The sequence below is a fragment of the Listeria welshimeri serovar 6b str. SLCC5334 genome (assembly GCF_000060285.1).
In the GTDB taxonomy this organism is placed as follows: domain Bacteria; phylum Bacillota; class Bacilli; order Lactobacillales; family Listeriaceae; genus Listeria; species Listeria welshimeri.
This window is the reverse complement of record NC_008555.1, coordinates 1962959-1985481: the sequence shown is the minus strand read 5'-3', so window position 1 is coordinate 1985481 and position 22523 is coordinate 1962959. Positions and strand designations below refer to the sequence as shown.

Sequence of the window (22523 nt, the reverse complement as noted above, 5' to 3'; positions counted from 1 at the left end):
GCAAGCATGAAACTTAACTTTTTATATGCAAATATGCAAAAAGACATTGACTTAGTGGAAAAAGAACTAAAAAAAGCTCTTTCTGGTGCAGCTGCTGAAACAACATCTGATACAGCGCTTCATTTGTTAGAAGCTGGAGGAAAACGAATTAGACCAATGTTCGTTTGTCTGTCTGCGAGACTTTCGCCTGATGCGGATTTCGGGGCAGTGAAAAATGCGAGTGTTGCGATTGAATTAATTCATATGGCATCTATTGTTCATGATGATGTAGTAGATGATGCGGATTTGCGGCGTGGGCGTGAAACAATCAAGTCAAAATGGGGTAACCATATTGCGATGTATACTGGCGACTTTTTATTTGCGAAGTCTTTAGAATATATGACAGAAATTAAAGATGTTGCCGCACACAAAATGTTATCGCATGTGACTGTGGAACTTTCTACCGGCGAAATCGAACAATTAAAAGATAAATATAATTTTGATCAAAGTGTGCGTAATTATTTACGGCGCATTAAACGAAAAACTGCTTTACTAATCGCAGCTAGTTGTGGACTTGGTGGTATTGTTTCTGGTCAAAGTGAAGCGGATTATCAGAAGTTATATCGTTTTGGTTATTATGTTGGTATGGCGTTTCAAATTACGGATGATGTACTTGATTTTGTTGGCTCAGAAAAAGAACTCGGTAAACCAGCTGGAGAAGATTTAAGACAAGGGAATGTGACGTTGCCAGTATTTTTTGCAATGGAAGATCCTTTTCTAAAAAAACGAATCTGCCAGGTAACAGAGGAAACGCCAGCAGAAGAAATTGCCGCTTTAGTAGAAGAAGTGAAAAAATCAGGAGCAAAAAAAGCAGAAGATATCGCGACAGCTTACTTAAAAAAAGCCGTAGGAATGCTCGATTCTTTACCGCAAGTTCCTGAATTAAAGCCGCTGAAGCAAATCGTTCGTGTTTTAGATAAAAGAAATTATTAACGTGAGGGAGGATTCTATCATGGAACAAACTTATGTAATGGTTAAGCCGGATGGTGTGGAACGAGGACTTATTGGTGAAATTGTAGCTAAAATAGAGAAAAAAGGTATAAAATTAGTAGCTGGTAAATTAATACAAATTGACCGAAAACTAGCAGAACAGCATTACGCTGAACATATTGGTAAACCTTTTTTTGAAGATTTAATTGGATTTATTACTTCTGGTCCTGTGTTTGCGATGGTTTTAGAGGGCGATGATGTGATTAAAATAGCGCGCCGAATGATGGGTAAAACAAATCCATTAGAAGCAGATGCTGGAACAATTCGCGCGGAATATGCGGTACATACGAATAGAAATGTGATACATGGCTCTGACAGTCCTGAGAGTGCGAAACGAGAAATTCAGTTGTTTTTTGAACCACATGAAATTTTAAGTTATGAAAAGGCAGTAGATATTTGGGTTTGATATAATGGAGAGTTTAGGGAAACCTAGGCTCTTTTTTCATAGAGAAATTACCCTTTGGCGCGGTTTTTTGATATGATAAAGAATGAGACTAAAGTATTGTGTTCTCGCTTGGCATATGTTAAGATATTACACATATACTTTAAAGCGCTAAAATATCATTGCTAGAAAATCTAGCTTAAATAGAAAAAGGAGAGTTGTTGAAATGAGATACTTAACGGCAGGAGAATCACATGGGCCAGGACTTACAACTATTATTGAAGGTTTACCAGCAGGAATGCCCTTACTTGCAGAAGATGTTAATAAAGAATTAAAAAGAAGACAAGGCGGACATGGTCGTGGTGCTCGTATGCGAATTGAAAAAGACCAAGTGCAAATCACAGCAGGAATTCGCCATGGTAAGACACTCGGCGCACCTGTAGCGATGTTTGTTGAAAATAAAGACTGGAAACATTGGGAAACGGTTATGAGTATTGAACCAGTTCCAGAAAAAAATGAAAAATCTCGTCGTGTATCTCGCCCGCGTCCAGGACATGCGGATTTAGTTGGAGGCATGAAATATGGCCATAACGATATGCGTAATGTTTTGGAACGTTCTAGTGCGCGTGAAACAACTGTCCGTGTAGCAGCAGGTGCAATAGCGAAAAAACTATTACATGAACTTGGTATTGAAGTTGCAGGTCATGTACTTGAAATTGGTGGTACTCGTGCAAATTTAACACGTGATTTTTCAGTTTCAGAAATAAAAGAAACGTCCGAAGCCTCTCCAGTACGTTGTTTAGATGAGGTAGCTGAAAAAGAAATGATGCAAAAAATTGATGATGCCAAGAAAAATGGCGATACCATTGGTGGAATCGTTGAAGTTGTAGTTGGCGGCGTACCAGCAGGACTTGGTAGCTATGTTCAATGGGACAAAAAATTAGATGCGAAAATTGCTCGTGCGATTGTAAGTATCAACGCATTTAAAGGTGCTGAATTCGGTGTCGGTTTTGAAGCTGCTAGAAAACCAGGTAGCGAAGTAATGGATGAAATTTTATGGAGTAAAGAAGATGGTTATACAAGACGCACAAATAATCTTGGAGGATTTGAAGGCGGAATGACAAATGGTATGCCAATCGTTGTTCGTGGAGTAATGAAGCCGATCCCAACATTATACAAACCACTTCAAAGTGTGGATATTGATTCTAAAGAAACATTTAATGCAAGTGTGGAACGTTCGGATAGTTGCGCGGTACCTGCTGCAAGCGTGGTAGCTGAAGCTGTTGTTGCTTGGGAAGTAGCTGTTGCTGTTTTAGAAAAATTTGATGGCGATCGTTTTGATACGCTTAAAAAACATGTGGAGGAACACCGAAACTTAACGAAGGAGTTTTAAACATGCCAGAAATTACAGTCCGTGCCAAAAGTAAAACATACCCAGTATATATTAATGAATTCGCCTTAGATGATGTCCGAGGAAAATGGACAGAGAGTCTAGCTAAGTATTCACACGTGTTTGTCTTAACGGATGGACACGTGGCGGAACTGCATAAGTCAAAACTTGACGAGATTCTTACTGATTTACCTGTAGTTACTTATTATGTAGCGCCAAATGGGGAAGAAGCAAAAACCTTCCGTGTTTATGAAGATGTGATGACAAAAATGATTGAATCAGGACTTGATCGTAAAGCTGTTTTAATTGCTTTTGGTGGCGGCGTTATTGGGGATTTAGGTGGATTTGTGGCTTCTACTTATATGAGAGGGATTCCATTTTATCAGGTACCTACAACAGTTCTTGCGCATGATAGTGCGGTTGGTGGTAAGGTCGCGATTAATCATCCGCTTGGTAAGAACATGATTGGAAATTTTTATCAACCGGAAGCCGTTATTTATGATACGCAGTTTTTTGCTACTTTGCCAGAACGGGAAATGCGTTCTGGTTTTGCGGAAATGATTAAACATGCACTTATTAGTGATTATACATTGCTGCGTGCTTTGATGGACACTTTTACAGAGCCAAAAGACTTTTATACGAAGGACTTGACTCCATTTTTACAGCGTGGAATTGAAATCAAAGCGAATATTGTAGCTCAAGATGAAACAGAGCAAGGTGTGCGCGCGTATTTGAATTTCGGTCACACGTTTGGCCATGCATTAGAAGCTTATGGTAACTTTAGCAAATGGCTTCATGGTGAGGCGATTACCTACGGGATGATTTACGCGTTAACGATGAGTGAGACGATTTACGGACTGGATTTCAACTTAGCAGAATTTAAAACTTGGTTAAGAAATCTCGGTTATGATACGACTTTTGATGTGACAGTTCCTTTTAGCAATATACTGGAAAATATGCGTCATGATAAAAAAACAACTTTTAATGAAATAAGTATGGTTTTACTTAAAGAAATTGGGAAACCAGTCATTTTCAAAGCGGAAGACGAGTTGATTTTTGAAACATACAAACGGGTAATGAGAAATGGAGAGGATGCATTTTGAGAGCAATTCGCGGGGCAACGACAATAGAAAATAATACACCAGAAGAAATTTATGCAGCAACGAAGGAATTATTTGAAGAAATTTTAACTCAGAATGAAATTGGAAAGAGTGAGCAACTGACATCGGTTATTATTACGGTGACAGAAGATATTTTTGCTGCTTTTCCAGCGAAAGCAGTGCGCGAAACAGCTGGTTTTGAATATGTTCCTGTAATGGGAATGCAAGAGATTCCGGTACCAAATTCGCTTCCAATGTGTATTCGCTTCATGGTATTCACAGATTTACATAAGCCACTTGAAGCAATCAATCATGTCTATTTACGAAAAGCAAAAGTATTACGCCCAGATTTAGTGAAAGAGGAGGATGCGTAATGAAATGGAAAAAATCACTTACAGGTCTGTCTTCTTATAAACCTGGGAAACGCGAAGAAGAAGTAATGGCAGAACTTGGTTTGACGGAAATCACGAAACTATCCTCCAATGAAAACCCGCTTGGAACTTCTCCAAAAGTGGCGGCTATGCAAGCAAATTCATGTGTGGAAACAGAAATTTATCCAGATGGTTGGGCTTCAAGTTTGCGTAAAGAAGTAGCTGCTTTTTATCAGTTGGAAGAAGAAGAATTAATTTTTACTGCTGGTGTGGATGAATTGATTGAATTATTAACAAGAGTACTGCTAGATAATACGACTAATACGGTCATGGCAACACCAACATTTGTACAATACCGTCAAAATGCTCTCATTGAAGGTGCGGAAGTAAAAGAAATCCCACTTCTTGCAGATGGAGAACATAATTTAGAAGGTATGCTTGATGCGATAGATGAAAAAACAACGATTGTCTGGATTTGTAATCCAAATAATCCAACAGGAAATTATATTGAATTAGCAGATATTCAGGCGTTTTTAGACAAAGTGCCAAGCGATGTCCTTGTGGTCTTGGATGAAGCGTATATTGAATATGTAACGCCACAACCTGAAAAACATGAAAAACTAATTCGCACTTATAAAAATGTGATTATTACTCGAACTTTTAGCAAGATTTATGGTTTGGCAAGTGCACGCGTTGGTTATGGTATCGCGGATAAAGAAATTATCAACCAGCTTAATATTGTCCGTCCACCTTTTAATACAACAAGTATAGGTCAAAAATTAGCCATAGAAGCAATAAAAGATCAAGCTTTTATTGAAGCATGTAGGACGTCCAATGCAAATGGAATTAAACAATACGAAGCATTCGCTAAACGTTTTGAACAAGTGAAACTGTATCCGGCGAATGGGAACTTTGTTTTAATAGATTTAGGAATTGAAGCAGGAACTATTTTTAGCTATTTAGAAAAAAATGGCTATATCACACGTTCCGGGGCAGCACTTGGTTTTCCAACAGCGGTTCGAATTACTATCGGAAAAGAAGAAGAAAATAGTGCGGTCATTGCACTTTTAGAAAAATTATTGTAAGTGTTTGGAGGCGTTTTTGAATGAAAGGGACGGTAGTTATTGTTGGGCTTGGGTTAATTGGCGGTTCTATTGCCCTTGCGATTAAAGCCAAACATCCAGAAGCACATATCATCGGAATTGACGTTTCTTATCATTCCTTAGAAGTTGGAAAGTCTCTCGGCGTTATTGATGAAATTGGCGAAAGTATTTTAATAGATGGCCCAAAAGCGGATTTACTTATTTTCTGTTGTCCGGTAAAAGAAACAGAACAGTTATTAACACGCTTACCTGGACTGCGTCTAAAGAAAGGTGTCATTGTAACAGATACCGGAAGTACAAAAGGTACTATTATGGAAGCATCCACCGCACTCAGGAAAAGTGGCATGACATTCATCGGCGGTCATCCAATGGCCGGTTCGCATAAAAGTGGCGTTCGAGCTGCGAAGGAACTATTGTTTGAAAATGCTTATTATTTGTTAACGCCAACGAAAGATGTAGCAGAAGACAAAGTGGCTAAACTAAAAAATTGGCTATCTGGAACGAATGCTAAATTCTTAGTGTTATCACCAAAGGAACATGATGAAATTACTGGTATGCTGAGCCACTTGCCTCATATTGTTGCAGCAGCTTTAGTTAATCAGACACAAAGTTTTACAGAAGAACATCCTGCTGCTTTTCGACTTGCAGCAGGTGGATTTCGTGACATTACGCGGGTTGCTTCTTCAGATCCAAGAATGTGGACGGACATTTCTATCAGTAACCAAAAAACGTTAACAAAACAGCTGACGATTTGGCGAGATAGTATAAACCAAGCACTTAAGATGCTTGAAAGTGAAGATGCTCGTGCGATTTATGCCTTTTTTGACGGAGCAAAAGAATTTCGAGATTCCTTGCCAGTTCATCAAGGCGGCGCAATTCCATCTTTTTACGATTTATTTGTCGATGTACCAGATTATCCAGGTGTTATTTCTGAGGTAACTAGATATTTGGGCGAAGAAGAAATTAGTTTAACGAACATCAAGATTTTGGAAACACGCGAAGATATTTTTGGTGTGTTACAAATTACTTTCCAATCAGATGAAGATAGGGATAGGGCAAAACGTTGCATTGAAACTAGAAGTAACTATACATGCCATTATGAATAGGAGAGAAATGACGATGAAATTAATTACAAATAAACAAGGGCTAGTTGGTAATATCACAGTCCCTGGAGATAAATCAATGTCTCATCGTAGTATTATGTTTGGGGCAATTGCTGAAGGAAAAACGGTCATTCGTCATTTCTTGCGTGCAGATGATTGCCTCGGAACGATTAAGGCATTTAAAGCTTTAGGTGTAAAAATTGAAGAAACCGATGAAGAAATTATTGTCCACGGTACTGGGTTTGATGGTTTAAAACAAGCAGATGGTCCGCTTGATATTGGTAACTCTGGAACAACCATTCGTTTAATGATGGGGATTTTAGCTGGACGAGATTTTGATACAGTTATTTTAGGTGATGAATCCATTGCAAAAAGGCCAATGAATCGTGTTATGCTTCCACTGCAAGAAATGGGCGCAAAGATGCACGGAAAAGATGGTTCTGAATTTGCACCAATTACTATTTTAGGGAAACAATCCTTAAAACGGGTGGAATATCATATGCCTGTTGCAAGTGCGCAAGTGAAAAGCGCCATTATTTTTGCAGCTTTACAAGCGGACGGCGAAACAATTATCCATGAAAAAGAAAAAACACGTGATCATACCGAACACATGATTCGCCAATTTGGCGGTGAGATTGAAATGGATGGCTTAACAATTCGCGTTAAAGGCGGCCAAAAATTTATCGGACAAGAAATGACTGTTCCAGGAGATGTTTCCTCTGCGGCTTTCTTCATCGTAGCTGGTTTAATCATGCCAAATAGTGAAATCGAGCTAACTCACGTTGGTTTAAATCCAACAAGAACTGGAATTTTTGATGTGGTAGAACAAATGGGTGGCAGTTTAGTTGTAAAAGATTCTAGCAGAAGTACTGGTAAATTAGCGGGAACAGTGGTTGTGAAATCTAGCGAATTAAAAGGAACAGAAATTGGCGGCGATATTATACCTCGTTTAATTGATGAAATTCCGGTTATCGCTCTTTTAGCAACGCAAGCGGAAGGAACTACTATCATAAAAGACGCTGCTGAACTAAAAGTAAAAGAAACAAACCGAATTGATGCAGTGGCTACCGAACTAAACAAAATGGGTGCAGATATTACACCCACTGAAGACGGCTTAATTATTCGTGGAAAAACACCTCTCCATGCAGCAAATGTAACGAGTTACGGGGATCATCGTATTGGGATGATGCTTCAAATTGCTGCACTTCTTGTAGAAGATGGGGATGTGGAACTAGACAGAGCAGAAGCGGTTTCGGTTTCTTATCCCACATTCTTTGAGGATATTCGCTCTCTTTTAAAATAAAATTAACTACCAGTGCTATGTGAAAACTACATTAGCACTGTTTTTTTATTTAAGAGAGGCAATCACTTTTTCTTATGAGGAAAGAAATGGTATAATAGGAAAACGACTTATTAATAAAGAAGGTGCAGAATTGGATTTAGCTAATAAAATGTTACATGCGTTAGAGCATGAAGATATGGTACTTGCAAAGAAGTATTTTGATGAAGTAGTGCAAGTGGGGACTGATGAGGAACAATATTATTTAGCAGAAGAGTTATTTACACTCGGATTTTTAGATGAAACAGAAGATTTATATGAACTTCTGATAGCGAAATACAAGGATGAGGGCGAACTGCTTGTCCGTGCAGCGGAAGTGGCGCTTGAAAAAGACGATATGGATTCTGCGCAAGATTATTTAGAAAAAGTGAACAAAGAAGATGAAGCATACATTGAAAGTTTGCTCGTTTTAGCTGATTTATATCAAATGCAAGGTTTGTTTGAAGTAAGTGAGCAGAAATTACTTGAAGCTAAACAAATGGCACCTAATGAGCCAATTATTGATTTTGCTCTAGGAGAATACTATTTATCACAAGCTAGATTTGCTTCGGCGGTGCAGTCTTACCAAACGGCTGTGGAAGCAGGATTAACAGTTATTTCTAATGGTGCTGTGTCTGTATATGAACGTATTGCGGAAGCCTTTGCTGCAAGTGGGGCGTTTGAAGAAGCGTTAACTTACTATGAACGTGCGCTAGAAGATAAAGAATCGGTGGATACACTTTTTGGAATGGGGCTAACGGCTTATCAGGCAAAAGATTACACAAAAGCAATTCATGCATTGGAACATTTACGCGAACATGACCCGTCCTACACAACGCTTTATTCTTATTTAGCAAAAAGTTATGAGGAAAACGGGGAGGCAGAAAAAGCCATTGCGGTACTTCGAGATGGATTAACACAAGATGAATTCAACAAAGAAATGTTCTTAGAAGCAGGGAATCTTGCTGTGACACTTCGTTTGCCAGAAGAAGGAGAAGAGTTTTATCGTCAAGCGATTGTGCTTGATGAAGAATTTTCAGAAGCGATTATGCAATTGAATAAATTATTACTTGCGAAAGAAAATTATGAAGGCGTTATTGAATTAGTTGAAGGGCTTGGCGAAGAAATTATTTCTGAACCACAAATTTTCTGGGACGTAAGTGTTGCATATCAGGAAACAGAACAATATAATAAAGCAAAAGCAAATTATGAACTGGCTTATCCTCATTTTACAAGTAATCCTACTTTCTTAAAAGAATATGGTTTATTTTTAAGAGAAGAAGGGGAACACGAGAAATCACAAGAAATTTTGCGTAACTACTTAGCACTTGAGCCAGAAGACACAGAGATTTTATCTTTATTTGATTAAATAAAAGAATGCAGGAAGGGACTGAGGAAAGATGAAAGCATCCATTTCAATAGATGAGAAGAAAGATTTTATTCGCTGGTTTTTAAATAAACACCAAATGAAGACCAGAGAAGCAATGTGGGTTTTAAATTATATTGCTGGCCATGATCAAATTGTAAAATATGTTCATTTTGTTGATAATTTGGAAGGGTGTGCGCGAGGACTTTCACTTAGTGCTCACGGTGTTGAATCCGAGCCATTCCTATTTTTCAAAGGTAATATTATGACAACAGATCCAGAAAAAGCATTTCACGATATTCGGTTAAACTGGGACGAGGAGCTATATATTGAACTTCATTTTGAAGAAGCGTTAAGCTCACCAGAATATGCGCTTGTTCGTGAAGACAATCCTTTTACAGCATTGAAGCTTGCTGATGAGGAAAAAGAAATGGCGGATGCACTTATTTATCAATCCGTTAATCAATTTTCAAGGGGAAAATTATTACAACAAATTGATGATGCGCTTGATGCTCGTGATGAAGCTGTTTTTCATAAGTTGGTTCGTATTTTACATCAGATGGATAAGAAAGAAGAATAAGAAATACATCCTAGGTGGTAATGAAATGAAGTGGGATATAGCTTCATTTTGTTACTCAGCTAGGATTTTTTAGGGAGTTGGGAGAATTTGTTTTATAGCTTACTCGCAAATCGAGCATTTTTACGATTACTTTTTTTTGGTAATTTACTAGGGGCGATTTACGGATACATATGGTATTTACCACAATTACAAATAACTGAGCCGCGATTTTGGTTGTTTGTGCCAGATAGTCCAACAGCAATTCTATTTTTCACTTTAGCATTAGTTGCTTTTCTTGGGAAAAAGCACTGGCCTTTAATGGAGGCGCTCGCATTTGTTTGTTTAGTAAAATATGGTTTATGGGCTGTTGGCATGAATGTTTTTTATATGATTGATCAGGGAACCATTGTTTGGGCAGGTGTAATGCTTATTTTAACGCATGGTTTTATGGCAGTAGAGGGTATTCTTTATGCTCCATTTTATCGTTTTCGGATTGGTCATTTTATGGTGGCAGCTGTATGGGCCTTTCATAATGACATCATTGATTATTTATTTGGGCAAATGCCGATTTATATGGGATTAGAAAAATATTTACCTGAAATTGGTTATGCGACTTTTTGGCTGACGGTTATTGTTTTGTGGCTTGTATATGATAAAACGATAAAAAAAGGGCATCATACATTAGAATTTCCTCATGATAAGTAAAAGCGTTTGAGTCTTGGAACAGCTTCATCTATACTAATAAGTAAGAGAAATTTTTTGAAAAAAGTAATAGGAGGAAGATGATTAGATGACATTTAGTCAGTATATTATTTATTTTATTATAGTTGCTGCCATCCCGCTTTGGGCGCAGTATCGAGTTAAAACTACGTACGCACATTATTCCAAAGTTGGCGTAGCGAATGGTTTAACTGGTGCCGAGGTTGCACGTCATATTTTGGATACAAATGGTTTAACAAACGTTCCAGTTCATGAAACAAAAGGAATGTTAAGTGATCATTATGATCCAAGAAAAAAAGCAGTTTTCCTCTCTGAAGCTAACTTCCGCGGTCGTTCTATCGCCGGTGCAGCTGTTGCGGCCCATGAAGTAGGACACGCGATTCAAGATCAACAAGATTATGCTTTTATGCGATTTCGTTCCGCACTCGTTCCTGTAACGATGTTTAGTTCCAATATTTCTTGGGTGTTCCTCATTATCGGAATGCTTGCAAATTTTCCAGGTTTCATGCTACTAGGAATTATTTTGATGGCAGTAGGGGTGCTTTTCCAATTAATAACATTACCAGTCGAATTCGATGCAAGTAAGCGCGCACTTGTTCAATTAGAAAGTGGCGGTCTAGTATCATCATCCGAACTTCCACAAGCGAAGAAAGTGCTTAGTGCCGCTGCAATGACTTATGTTGCTGCAATGGCTGTAGCTGTACTGGAACTTCTAAGACTATTACTTATTTTTACGAATATGAATCGAAATTAGAATGAACGAAGGACTTGAGAAAATTCTCAGGTCTTTTCTTTTGATGAAAAAGGGTTGGCAGTGAACCAAATGCTTGCTATACTTATACTCGGATAAAGTAAAGGAGCGGGACAATCAATGGATTATGATGTAATTGTCATTGGTGGTGGGCCATCTGGACTTATGGCAGCGATCAGTGCAGCGGAGAAGAACAAACGCGTTTTGTTAATTGAGAAAGGTCCAAAGCTAGGGCGTAAATTAATTATGTCTGGCGGTGGACGTTGTAATGTAACGAATAGACGACCAGCAGAAGAAATCATCAAACATATTCCTGGTAATGGTCGTTTTTTATATAGTGCGTTTCATGCGTTTGATAATGAAGATATTATTCGTTTTTTTGAAAGATTAGGTGTGGCGTTAAAAGAGGAAGACCATGGAAGAATGTTTCCTGTATCAAATAGCGCACGTTCTGTTGCAGAAGCGATGATTCAACGGATGGAAAAACTTGGTGTAAAAATTTATATGCAAACGACGGTGAAGCAAGTTGATTACGAGGGTGGCCATGTCAAAGGTGTGACTTTAAAAGATGGTCAAGAAATTTCAGCAAGTGCTGTTATTGTTGCAGTGGGTGGTAAATCTGTTCCTCGGACTGGTTCGACAGGTGATGGCTATGCTTGGGCAAAAAAAGCGGGACATACCATCACAGAACTTTATCCGACAGAAGTTCCAATTACTTCTAGTGAACCTTTTATAAAGCAAAAAGTGCTACAAGGGACGTCGCTCCGAGATGTATCACTTTCGGTATTAAATGCAAAAGGAAAACCGATTATTACACATCAAATGGATATGATTTTCACGCATTTTGGCGTATCGGGACCGGCAGCACTTAGATGTAGTATGTTTGTGCTTCGCGAATTAAAGAAAACGGGTGCTAGTAAGGTGAAAATGCGTCTGGATTTATTCCCGAATGTATCAGCTGGTGAACTTGCAAAAGATGTTTATAAAATGTTAAAGGAAAATCCAAAAAAAGCATTAAAAAATTCGCTAAGTGCTCTTTTACAAGAGAAGTTATTGTTATTTTTACTAGAAAAAGCAGAACTAGATGAAACAGCTGAATATAAACAAGTAAGTCCTAAAAAAATCGAACAGTTTATTCATTTATTAAAAGATTTTACGTTTGAAGTAAATGGGACGCTTGATTTTGAAAAAGCATTTGTGACAGGCGGTGGGGTTTCTGTAAAGGAAATCAAGCCAAAAGAGATGCAGTCTAAATTGATGGAAGGATTATTTTTCTGTGGGGAAATACTTGATATCAATGGTTATACGGGTGGATATAATATTACTTGCGCACTAGTGACTGGACATACGGCAGGAGCCTATGCGGCGGAAGTATCGAATGCATAAAAAAAGAACCAAATCTGTTTTTTCGCAGATTTGGTTCTTTTTCTTATTAACCGATTAATTTTTCGTGGAACATTCTTTGGCATAGTTCCATTTTTTGTTCTTCATTTAAGTCTTTTGTATTTAAGCAGTAACCACTGATACGCAAGATTACTGGAATACCAGCTTTGATTTTTTCGATTACTTCGTCGTGGTTAAGAACATTTAAGTTAATATGTTGACCGCCTTTTGTAAAGTAACCATCTAGAATACCAACGAGATTGTGATGTTGTTCTTCTGTTGTTTTACCGAACATTTTTGGAGCTCCTTGGATAGTTAAGGAAATTCCGTCATTTGCATAATGGAACGGTAATTTAGAAAGACTAGCAAGGTTATCTAAGAAACCACCTTTTGCTTTGTTAGAAGGGTTAGCTCCAGGACTGAAGAATTCTGGTTCTTTGACGATTTTTCCATTTTCATCAAATACAGGTCCTTTATGCACTGGGGAGTTACCACATTGTTTAGAATAAGCAACGTTTGAAGTGATTGTTAGAACAGAAACAGTTGCTTCACTATCTTTGTAAAGTTTGTGGGAGTCAAGTTTGTCTTTGAACATTTTTAGAACCATTACAGCGATATCATCTGCACGGTCATCATTTTCACCGTAACGAGGGAAGTCGCCTTCTACTTCATAATCATAGACAAAGCCATCTTCGTCACGAATAGTTTTTACTTTTGCATGCTTAATCGCACTTAAACTATCTACTACATTAGCGAATCCACAAATACCAAAGCCCATGTTGGCTGTTACTTTTGATGGTAAGAAGGCCATTTGCATGCTTTCGTAATTGTATTTGTCTGTCATAAAGTGAATAATATTCATAGCATCAACGTATGTGTCTGTTAACCAATCCATTGATTTATCGAATTTTTCTAGTACTTCTTCGTATTCAAGGTATTCAGTTGTAATTGGTTCTACAACATCGAATACTTGGTTTTTATGAAGATCATCTTTACCACCGTTGATTGCACCAAGAAGACATTTAAGCACATTAACACGAGCACCAAAATATTGCAGGTTGTGGGTTTCGCCTTTGTCTTTGTCAGCTTCTGGGTTAAGTGGACTAACACAACAGCTGATACATTGCATATCCCCGTAACCTTCTTCTTGCATTAATTTATCATTTTCATATTGAATAGAGGAATGTTTCACGCTCATTTTCATACAATATTCTTTAAAACTTTCAGGTAAACGAGCATCCCAAAGGACGGTTAAGTTAGGTTCCGCGGAGTTTCCTAAGTTGTCTAGGCAGTGTAAGAAACGATAATCTGTTTTAGTTACACGATGACGACCGTCTGCACCCATACCAGCCATAGAAGTTGTTACGAATGTTGGGTTGGAAGCATAAAGTTCATTGTAACCATCTGTTCTTGCAAAACGAACCATTCTTAATTTAAGGGTTAATTGTTCGATTAATTCTTGCGCATCGAATTCTGTGATAATTCCTTTTTCTAAATCACGTTGGATATAAATATCAAGGAAAATTGGAATACGACCAAAAGAGCTTGCAGCACCGTTTGCTTGTTTGATAGATGCAAGGTAACCCATGTAAGTCCATTGTACAGCTTCTGTAGCATTTTCAGCTGGACGATCAAGTTCTAAACCATATTCATTACCTAAAACGATTAAGTCTTTAAGTGCTTTGATTTGTAACCAAATTTCTTCACGTAAGCGAATGTTTTCGTCCGAAGAAATCGCAATTTTTTTCAAGTCTTGTTGTTTTTCGGCGATTAAACGATCTACACCGTAAAGAGCTGGTTTTTGATATAAGCCGATGATTCTTCCGCGAGAATAGGCATCTGGAAGACCACTAACGATATGCGAGTGACGCGCACGTTTAATATCATCTGTATAAGCTCTAAAAATACCATCATTTGCAGTAGAACGGTTTTTTACATAAAAGTCATGTAGTTCTTGGTCTATAGAATAGCCATTGTCTGTTAAACATTGTTCTGCAGTTCTAAGACCACCATTTGGCATAAATGCTAGTTTGAAAGGTTTGTCTGTTTGTAAACCAACGATGACCTCATTTTCTTGGTCTACGTAACCTGCTTTATGAGAAGCAACATTGGATACGATAGCGTTATCCATATCAAGAACGCCACCTTTTGCATCCATTTCTTCTACAAGTTTATTTATTTTTTCATTTAGTTTCGTTGTTCTTGGTGTGCTTTTTTCTAAAAAGCTTTCATCACCATCGTAAGGAGTGTAGTTATCTTGAACGAATTGTCCTACACTAATATTTTCTTGCCATGCGGTTCCTTTAAAACCATCCCATGCTTTTGTCATTATTTCTTCCTCCTTCATTTGTGTTTCTTTTCACTTAAAAACAGAAACTTGTTCTTAGAATCTTTCTTCATTGAACAGCATACTCCTTTGTGAAAATGAATACAATATAAAATCGCAAAGAAATTAAATTTCTTTTATATAACTAGAAAAGGCTTTCATAGACTGTGTTAATACAGATTTTTGGTGGGAATGGTAGGGGATTGAATGAAAAAGCCAATCTATTATTTTGTAAACGGATTGCGAAAAGTAACGCTGGAAATTGATGGTAATAGAAAAAACTAGATTCAAAAGATTGTAGAGACAATATAGTTAGAATTTTTCGGATTGTCTGATTTGATCAAAATTACTGTAAGATAGGTAAGCGTCACAAAATATCCATAGACAAAGAAAATGAGCTTGTGATATTGTATACTTGTAAAAAATTAAAACAGGTGGAGATGAAGTAAAATAATAGGACAAATTAGAATGAGTCCAGCTTGAGCTACGGGATTGTGCCAAAATTTATGGTACGAACGCTCGAGATATTGAACATATACTATGACATTTATTCCAAAGCTAAAAACAGCTTCGTAGTGAATGGAAAGGTCAATTGTTGTACGATTTGATAAACAGTTTAATCAATTAAAATCAAAAGTGACGGAGTTTGCGAACTTGATGGAGCAAATTGAACAACAACTTCAAAAACAGCGACGGCGGTGGAAGAACAAAATCAACAACTTTCACAAAAACTTCGGATTTTAATCCTAATACCGAATAAGTTGTATATAAGAATCTCATAAACGGCTTATTTTATAAAATTGAGAAGGAGAGGATGAGGAATGAGCATAGTAGCGAGTGATTTGGGACAAGCCACAGAAAAAGCCACTGCGCTTCAACAAGCTGTTTCAATCCTTGAGAAACAAGGAACAACCGTTATGAAAGATGAAGCGACGACATTGGGAGGCAATACACAAGCACACATGGCAATTCAAGCAGAAAAGGAAGCAGTATCTCAGATTGCAAGTGCTTTAACGATGGCAAGTACAAACTTGCAGAGTGTCGCGGAGGCTTTTGCTGCAAAAGATGCAGAAATTGGGGCTAGCCTTTCATCGATTGGAGGCCCAATACCATGAAGACGTGGACTGAGTGGCAGCAAGAGGAACGTCGGTTAATGGGAAAAGAAGACGAAAACCAACAAAAAAGACGAACTGTCCAGCAACTTCAAGAAGCCTATGAAATCCATTTTCGACAAGGGCTTCAATTTGTGGAGAAGGTTAGCTGGCAGTTTCGGAAAAATGATCAAGCCTTTTTGCATGAACAAATGCAAGAACGGGTTTTCTCTCTCTCACGTTCAACGCAAGAACACCTTGAAGTCATGGAAGAAGTCTTGCAACAAGAAAAAAGAGAACTGGAAGAACAAATCAATGAAGTCGCCTACGAAAAAAGAAAAGCATTCTTAGACGAACGGGAGGCGAAAGCATGAGTCTAGATATGTATGTATCAAAATCCAAAGCCCAAGCGACCAGTACAAGTCAAGTTTGCCAGCAACATATAGAGGGCTATGAAGCTCTTCAACAAGCGATTCAACAATTTACAGCAGATAGCCCTTTACTGAAAGGAAAAGCATATGATTCAGCAAAAGCTTTTTATAACGCGGTTCTTTTGCCCCTTGTTCAGGCTGGAATTCTTTTAACAGAAGCTACCAAAGAAGCTGTCCAGAAATTTCCTGAACGCTATCAGAGTGAAGTCGATAGCGGAGATCTCAAACAATCAGAATTGGAAGAACAAATTCGAGAAGCAAATGCTCTAATCAATCAAGCGAATGCGCTTCAAAACCAATTGATACAATCCCGTCTTCCGGAGTCTGATCATCGAATGCAACTCAATCTCAATCAAGCCTTGATTGATGTTTATCAAAGAAGTAAAAAAGAACTTGAAGAAAAACTTCAAAAATTAGTCGCCTTTCATGCGAGTTCACCAAGTATTTTTTCGGAAATTGCTAGTCTGAAGCAAGCCGTTAATCAAGGAATTGCTCAAACAAAAACAGCTTGGAATTCTTCAACAGGGACTTTTGTGGTTCCGCCTGCGAATGATTTAACCTGGACGCAAAAAATAAATAAAATGTACACGGACAAGAAAATGAAAACTATTTTAGATAAGATTCCCGACTTGAATCAAGATGATTTAAGATTTTTATTAGAATTTGCCAATAATCATCCAGATGATGAAGTACCTGCCTCATTAATTAATTATTTAAAAGAAAACAAAGATGATATCATTTCAGATATAAAAAATGATGTTCTATCAAACTTTGTCGAACAATTAGGCGTTGGTATTAAAAGGTTTTCTGGTATAATTAACGTTTTAGAAGGGATTAAAGGACCTGATGGTGTAAATTCCTTCGTGATGGTTAATCCAAATGGTGTAGGATCACAAATGATAAAATACGGGAAAAATATTTCTACTGCCGGAAAGTCCTTAGGTTATGGCTTCGTAGTTGCTGGATTTGGGCTAGGAATGTATGATGATATGAATGATAAAGGAAAAACTGTAGGTCAAGCCATTTCGCACAATACTATTTCTACTGGAATAGGTACTGGTGCTGGTATACTTGGAACAGTTGGTGTAGGGTTACTTGTATCTAATCCAGGTGGATGGGCGGTTCTTGGAGGTATAGCTGTTGGTACTATTGTTAGTGTAGGATTTGATTATTTATATGATAATAATATTCTTCATATTCAAGACGGCTTAGACTGGGCTGGGGATAAATTAGATTCTGGTATTGATTGGGCTAGTGATAAAATTGATGAAGGGGTCAGTTGGTCAAAAGATAGAATAAAAGATGTTGGTCAGGCGATTAGTCATGTAGGCGAGTCAATTAATCCAATGAATTGGGCGTGGTGAAGATTAATGTTGGAAAAATCAGACCTATTTTTAAAAATACACGTTATAAAATTTTAGAATATGATTCAAAATTTTATTTGATAGATATGGATAGAGGTTTCTATGGATTTATTCTTTTTGCTTTAAGTTGGCTAATACCAAAGAAGGCTATTTTAATTCCTCAAATGGATGCTGATGATTTAATTATAAAAAAAGCTTATAAGTCTAGTCATTCAATTCGAGTTATTTTATTGATGTGTGTAATAATTATAAGCAATTTAGTCCTTCCCTCGTTTTTGATGAAATTTTTCGAGGGCGGTCTAATTTTAAGTTTATGTATTTTATCTATTTTTGGTGTGCTTATTCGAATAATTTATAGCAAAAGAAATAAAATTAAGTGCAAAAATAGAGAGGGTAATCAAGAAGTTCTGATAAAACTAAGACCACAAAAATGGCCTTATTATTTTAAATCTGTATGTGTCTATGTTTTATTTTTAGCAGTACTAGTAATAGGAGCTTATTTATTTATTATAGTAAAGGGCTATTGGATACTTTCATTTTGCTACACAATAGTCATATTTATATTTTTACTAACAAATTATCTAGCATATAACGCAGATGAGTATAAAATTGAAATATTGGAGGTAAATTAGATGCTGACTATAGGAAGTGTAGTATATTTAAAAGAAGGATCAAAAAAAATTATGATTTTAAATCGAGGTCCCTTGGTAGTAGTAGATGGGAGAACGAATAAGTTTGATTATTCGGGATGCGTTTATCCTGTAGGCTTAGTAGCGAGCGAGGTATTATATTTTAATGCAGAAAATATTGATGAAGTATTGTTTACAGGATTTTATGATGAAGATGAAGCTCGATTCCAAGATTTATACTCAAACTGGGCAGAAAATAATGCATCGAGAATTAAGAAAGGCGTTGTTGATAGACCCTTGGAAAACAATGAAATCTAATTAATATGTAATCGCATGCTAAGAGTTAACAAAAGCACTTCAACAAAATGGTCAACCAACAGAACTAGGGAAAATCATTATTTTAAAAATTGAAGTTATGATAAAAATGCACATAGCGAATAATAATATGAGGTTGAGGCATAAATAAAATCGGGTCTTAAAACCTCCAAAACAAAGAAGCAGAAATCACTTTATAGAGCTATTTTGTAAAATGGTGTATATAAGATTCCTGCTTCTTTTTCTATACTAAAAGCAAAAAATAAAAAGTCATAGAGTGTAGGTAAAATGATTTCTCGTTTTGTATACACTCTTAGGAAGTTTAGCTTATAAACTAATTGCTGTAACTTCTTCTAAAAAAACATCAACAATGCTCTCTCTTTTTAAGACGAAATTTGGATTGGCACGGCTTGGGTGGACTCGGTTAGATAAAACGATAAGGCTTGCTTGGTGTTTTAAATCGAGCACCATAAATGTGCCAGTGAATCCAGTGTGATATAAAACAGAATCACCATGAAGATCCCATCCAAGTCCACGTGTTCTGTTTAGGCCTGGTGTGTGATTAGTTTGCATTAATTGTACTGTTTTTTCTGAAAGGATAGGGGAGCCGTTTTGTAGAATAAGTGCATCACGAAATTTGGAAAGATCCGCTAATGTACTAAAAAGCCCCGCGTGACCTGTATTTGACTTCGCTATCCAAGCCTTGAAATCATGTGCTTCTCCTTGAATTAAGCCGCGTTTTTGGTCGAGTTCGGTTGGAATGACTTGATTTTTATTAGTAGGATGAAAGTTGGAATGAGTCATTTGCAGTGGTTCTAGTATGTTTTTTTGGATGGACTGTTCGTAATTACCATCCAATTGATTAATCAAATAACCGAGAAGTAGAAAATTGGCATCGGCGTACGTGACATTTGTTCCAGAAGGATTTATTTGCGGCGTTGCATAAACATATCTTTTAACATCTTCTTTAGTTTCCATTAGGAAGTTAGGTATATTTTGCGCTAGTCCAGAGCTATGAGTGAGTAAATGCAAAATAGTAACGTCATCAAACCGAAAATCTGATAGGTAGGATTGAACTGGATCTTCTAATTGAAGCTGTTGTTGCTCCACAAGTTGTAATATACGTGTCGTTGTAGCAATTACTTTGGTTAGAGAAGCGATATCGTAAATATTTTCTATAGACCTAGGGAGAATCTCTGCTTCTGGAAAAACAGATTTCAGCCCCATTATATTATTTTCTTCTGTATCTTTTGTTTTAATTTGATAACTAATTCCTGGGGTAGAACCGTTTTGAACAAGCCTATCAAGCGCGTGCTTTGTTTTATAGAACATAACTAAACTCCTTTGTAAGTGGGGTGCCACATCTCTCGTTCGACAGCTTCACGGATGTTTGTTAATTCGATTTGATGGATATTTTCTTTTACCGCTTCGTTAGCTACAGCAATAGCCACGGCCTGAGAAGTCTCCCTAAGTGTACGCACGTGGGGTAAAAGAGCTGCTCCTGGTTCGCTCGGTGAAATTTGATCAGCAACTGCTTTCGAAGCCGCTGCTAGCATCCCATCAGTAATAAATTTGGCACGTGTAACAAGCGCGCCAAGCCCTAAACCTGGATAAAGAAGCGCATTATTTGCTTGCCCAATTTCATACGTCGTGTTTTGATATTCTACTGGTTCAGATGGGCTGCCCGTTACGATAAGAGCTTTACCGTCTGTCCAGTTGATTAAATCTGCTGCAGTTGCTTCGGCTAATTTAGTTGGATTAGAAAGCGGCAAAATAGCTGGACGTTCAGTGTGGTCGCTCATTTTTCTGACAATGCTCTCCTTAAACGCACCAGTAACGCCAGAACAGCCAATCAGCATTGTTGGGTGGATTGCTTCAACTAACTCTTCTAAAGTACCAGCAGGCATGCTAGCCCATTCAGAAGCTTGTTGCGCATATTTCTTTTGACCAGTAGTTAAATCCGTCATATTATCAAGTATTAATCCATTTCGATCTACTAAATAAAAATGTTTTTTTGCAGTATCAAAAGGAAGACCGGTTTCGCGCATTAATTGTGCGCTAAGTTGATCAGCAATTCCAATTCCAGCAGTCCCAGCGCCAAAAATAATAATCTTTTGTTTGTTTAAAGGAATATGAGAAACGTGAATTGTGGCAAGTGCTGCTGCTACTACCATTGCACCAGTTCCTTGAATATCATCATTAAAAGTGCAAATTTTATCGCGATAATGTTGAAGAATACGGCTCGCATTTGCTCTTCCAAAATCTTCCCAGTGAAGAATCGCTTTTGGAAAGACTTCATTCATGATTGCAACGAATGAAGCAATAAAAAGATCATATTCCTTTTCTGAAAGGCGTGGTCGTTTATTGCCTAAATAAAGCGGATCATCAAGTAATGACTTATTATTTGTACCAGCATCAATCACCACTGGAAGAACGCGGTCGGGAGCAAGCCCAGCAGCAACGGTATAAACAGCTAATTTTCCAACAGCGATTTTGACGCCATTTACACCCCAGTCTCCAATACCGAGAACGCCTTCCCCATCAGTAATAACAATCATATCGATAGCTGGATTATTTTTTGCATAGTTTTCAATAGAGGTTTTTAATTTTTCAGGAGCAAAGGCATCAATAAATAAAGCTTCATCAGGTGCGGAATATTCTTTGTGATAGTTTATTACGGCATCCCCAATAGTTGGAGTATAAATAAGGGGCAAATATTCCGTAACATTTTTGGAAACAACATAATAATAAAGTGTACGATTTTCGTTATATAAATTTGTTAATAGTTGATGCTTATGTAGTGCGGTTTCTAAATTTTTAATTTGATTTTCAATACGGATAGCTTGTTGCTCCATTGTTTCAATGATTGGTGGCAGTAATCCGTCTAAATTGTAGTTAGATCTTTCTTCTTTGGTAAAGGCTGTTCCTTTGTTTAGTAGTGGATTATTCATGATGTCAAAGCCGGGTTTAAAAGTCATTTTCAACACTCCTTTTTCATTCTATTCTATTTTACATGGGGGAAGTGAGAATAACAACTGATTCCAAATAAAAAGAAAACCTGAAAATAAATCAGATTTTCTTTTGTAAAGCTTAATGAAAATAATAACCTTGGGCATATGGAATGCCGATGTCTTGGAGAAATTTCAGTTGCTCTTTTGTTTCGACACCTTCGACAATCAAGGATTTATGGTGTTTCTTAACATAATCATGAAGTTGCTGAAAGAAGATTTTTTTGCCATCACTCTCGAATAAATCTCGTAGTAATAAGCGATCTGTTTTTACAAAATCAGAATGGTGCGCAAACACGCGATGCAAATCAGCGTAACCGGAGCCAAAATCATCAATAGCAAATTTAGTCTTATGCTTTTTCTGGAATAAATGTAGTTGTTTTTCTAAGTCGTTCATGCGATCTTGTGGTAACATGGATGTTTCCAAAAATTCAAAAACTATTTTCCCGTTATCAAGAAGAGTTTCATGTAGTTCTTCTTGATTTTCTAAAAATGTATCATAGGAAATATTGACAAATAGTGGCGTATTTTCGCCTTTTTTAAAGCGTTTGACTGCATTGTGTAGTGTGAGCAGTTCAAAGGCTTTTTGCAGACCATCCTGTTCCGCTTCTTCGATAAAATCACTAATGGCGTTCCAGTGATTCGTTTTTAAGCGAGTGAGTGATTCATATCCGAAAACCTGCGTATTTTCAACAGCAACAATCGGTTCGTATATTGTATCAAAAAGATTTTGATCAATAATCTCACTTATGGAGGGCTTTTTCATTTGTCCAACTTCTTTCCG

Annotated in this window: 22 protein-coding genes and 1 pseudogene; 19 read left to right on the top strand and 4 right to left on the bottom strand. The window is 37.3% G+C overall.

The window, feature by feature from the left end; all coding sequences use genetic code 11:
- Positions 1-6: 6 nt before the first annotated feature.
- The 13 genes from hepT (at position 7) to LWE_RS09895 (ending at position 12578) form a co-directional block, all read left to right on the top strand.
- The gene (gene hepT, locus LWE_RS09955) at positions 7-972 is read left to right on the top strand and encodes a heptaprenyl diphosphate synthase component II (RefSeq protein WP_011702722.1); all 966 of its coding nucleotides are present in this window, start codon (positions 7-9) and stop codon (positions 970-972) included.
- A gap of 19 nt (positions 973-991) precedes the next feature.
- Positions 992-1435 (top strand): nucleoside-diphosphate kinase, encoded by a 444-nt coding sequence (gene ndk, locus LWE_RS09950; protein WP_011702721.1) that lies wholly within the window; start codon positions 992-994, stop codon positions 1433-1435.
- Between the two features lie 202 nt (positions 1436-1637).
- Entirely contained in the window at positions 1638-2804 is a 1167-nt protein-coding gene (gene aroC, locus LWE_RS09945) for a chorismate synthase (RefSeq protein WP_011702720.1), read from the top strand.
- A gap of 2 nt (positions 2805-2806) precedes the next feature.
- Entirely contained in the window at positions 2807-3904 is a 1098-nt protein-coding gene (gene aroB / locus LWE_RS09940) for a 3-dehydroquinate synthase (RefSeq protein ID WP_011702719.1), read from the top strand.
- Positions 3901-4275 (top strand): chorismate mutase, encoded by a 375-nt coding sequence (aroH, locus tag LWE_RS09935; RefSeq protein ID WP_011702718.1) that lies wholly within the window; start codon positions 3901-3903, stop codon positions 4273-4275. The genes aroB and aroH overlap by 4 nt, the downstream gene beginning before the upstream one ends.
- Entirely contained in the window at positions 4275-5357 is a 1083-nt protein-coding gene (gene hisC / locus LWE_RS09930; RefSeq protein WP_011702717.1) for a histidinol-phosphate transaminase, read from the top strand. Before aroH ends, hisC begins: the two co-directional genes overlap by 1 nt.
- A 20-nt stretch (positions 5358-5377) precedes the next feature.
- Positions 5378-6481, top strand: a complete 1104-nt coding sequence (locus LWE_RS09925) for a prephenate dehydrogenase (protein WP_011702716.1) — start codon at positions 5378-5380, stop codon at positions 6479-6481.
- Between the two features lie 13 nt (positions 6482-6494).
- On the top strand, positions 6495-7781 hold the full coding sequence (aroA, locus tag LWE_RS09920) for a 3-phosphoshikimate 1-carboxyvinyltransferase (protein WP_011702715.1): 1287 nt from the start codon (positions 6495-6497) through the stop codon (positions 7779-7781).
- Between the two features lie 130 nt (positions 7782-7911).
- The gene (locus tag LWE_RS09915) at positions 7912-9165 is read left to right on the top strand and encodes a tetratricopeptide repeat protein (protein WP_011702714.1); all 1254 of its coding nucleotides are present in this window, start codon (positions 7912-7914) and stop codon (positions 9163-9165) included.
- Positions 9166-9196: 31 nt separating this feature from the next.
- Complete coding sequence (locus LWE_RS09910) at positions 9197-9742, top strand: ReoY family proteolytic degradation factor (protein ID WP_011702713.1); 546 nt, start codon at positions 9197-9199, stop codon at positions 9740-9742.
- An 87-nt stretch (positions 9743-9829) separates the two neighbouring features.
- Positions 9830-10426, top strand: coding sequence for a lipoprotein heptaprenylglyceryl N-acetyltransferase LhaT (gene lhaT, locus LWE_RS09905; protein ID WP_011702712.1), 597 nt, complete (start codon positions 9830-9832; stop codon positions 10424-10426).
- An 85-nt stretch (positions 10427-10511) separates the two neighbouring features.
- Positions 10512-11195, top strand: coding sequence for a zinc metallopeptidase (locus LWE_RS09900; protein WP_011702711.1), 684 nt, complete (start codon positions 10512-10514; stop codon positions 11193-11195).
- A gap of 117 nt (positions 11196-11312) precedes the next feature.
- Complete coding sequence (locus tag LWE_RS09895) at positions 11313-12578, top strand: BaiN/RdsA family NAD(P)/FAD-dependent oxidoreductase (RefSeq protein WP_011702710.1); 1266 nt, start codon at positions 11313-11315, stop codon at positions 12576-12578.
- Between the two features lie 46 nt (positions 12579-12624).
- Here LWE_RS09895 and pflB read toward each other — a convergent pair whose 3' ends face one another.
- Positions 12625-14904 carry a formate C-acetyltransferase gene (gene pflB / locus LWE_RS09890; RefSeq protein WP_011702709.1) on the bottom strand — a complete coding sequence of 760 codons (2280 nt, stop codon included), beginning with the start codon at positions 14902-14904 and terminating at the stop codon, positions 12625-12627.
- A gap of 465 nt (positions 14905-15369) precedes the next feature.
- Between pflB and LWE_RS14810 the strand changes: the two are divergent.
- The 6 genes and pseudogenes from LWE_RS14810 (at position 15370) to LWE_RS09865 (ending at position 18734) form a co-directional block, all read left to right on the top strand.
- Positions 15370-15645, top strand: a pseudogene (locus tag LWE_RS14810) (WXG100 family type VII secretion target).
- Between the two features lie 77 nt (positions 15646-15722).
- The gene (locus tag LWE_RS09885) at positions 15723-16016 is read left to right on the top strand and encodes a TIGR04197 family type VII secretion effector (RefSeq protein WP_011702707.1); all 294 of its coding nucleotides are present in this window, start codon (positions 15723-15725) and stop codon (positions 16014-16016) included.
- Entirely contained in the window at positions 16013-16366 is a 354-nt protein-coding gene (locus LWE_RS09880; protein WP_011702706.1) for a DUF3958 family protein, read from the top strand. The genes LWE_RS09885 and LWE_RS09880 overlap by 4 nt, the downstream gene beginning before the upstream one ends.
- Complete coding sequence (locus LWE_RS09875) at positions 16363-17787, top strand: T7SS effector LXG polymorphic toxin (RefSeq protein WP_011702705.1); 1425 nt, start codon at positions 16363-16365, stop codon at positions 17785-17787. The genes LWE_RS09880 and LWE_RS09875 overlap by 4 nt, the downstream gene beginning before the upstream one ends.
- A complete protein-coding gene (locus LWE_RS09870; protein ID WP_219932287.1) occupies positions 17784-18419 on the top strand; it encodes a DUF443 domain-containing protein in 636 nt (211 codons plus the stop codon). The genes LWE_RS09875 and LWE_RS09870 overlap by 4 nt, the downstream gene beginning before the upstream one ends.
- On the top strand, positions 18420-18734 hold the full coding sequence (locus LWE_RS09865; protein ID WP_011702703.1) for a DUF4176 domain-containing protein: 315 nt from the start codon (positions 18420-18422) through the stop codon (positions 18732-18734).
- Positions 18735-19058: 324 nt separating this feature from the next.
- Here the strand turns inward: LWE_RS09865 and LWE_RS09860 are convergent, their stop codons facing one another.
- From LWE_RS09860 to LWE_RS09850, 3 genes are all read right to left on the bottom strand, one after another.
- Positions 19059-20063 (bottom strand): serine hydrolase domain-containing protein, encoded by a 1005-nt coding sequence (locus LWE_RS09860; RefSeq protein ID WP_011702701.1) that lies wholly within the window; start codon positions 20061-20063, stop codon positions 19059-19061.
- Between the two features lie 2 nt (positions 20064-20065).
- Entirely contained in the window at positions 20066-21709 is a 1644-nt protein-coding gene (locus LWE_RS09855; RefSeq protein WP_011702700.1) for an NAD-dependent malic enzyme, read from the bottom strand.
- 112 nt (positions 21710-21821) lie between these two features.
- The gene (locus LWE_RS09850; RefSeq protein ID WP_011702699.1) at positions 21822-22505 is read right to left on the bottom strand and encodes an EAL domain-containing protein; all 684 of its coding nucleotides are present in this window, start codon (positions 22503-22505) and stop codon (positions 21822-21824) included.
- Positions 22506-22523: the final 18 nt, after the last annotated feature.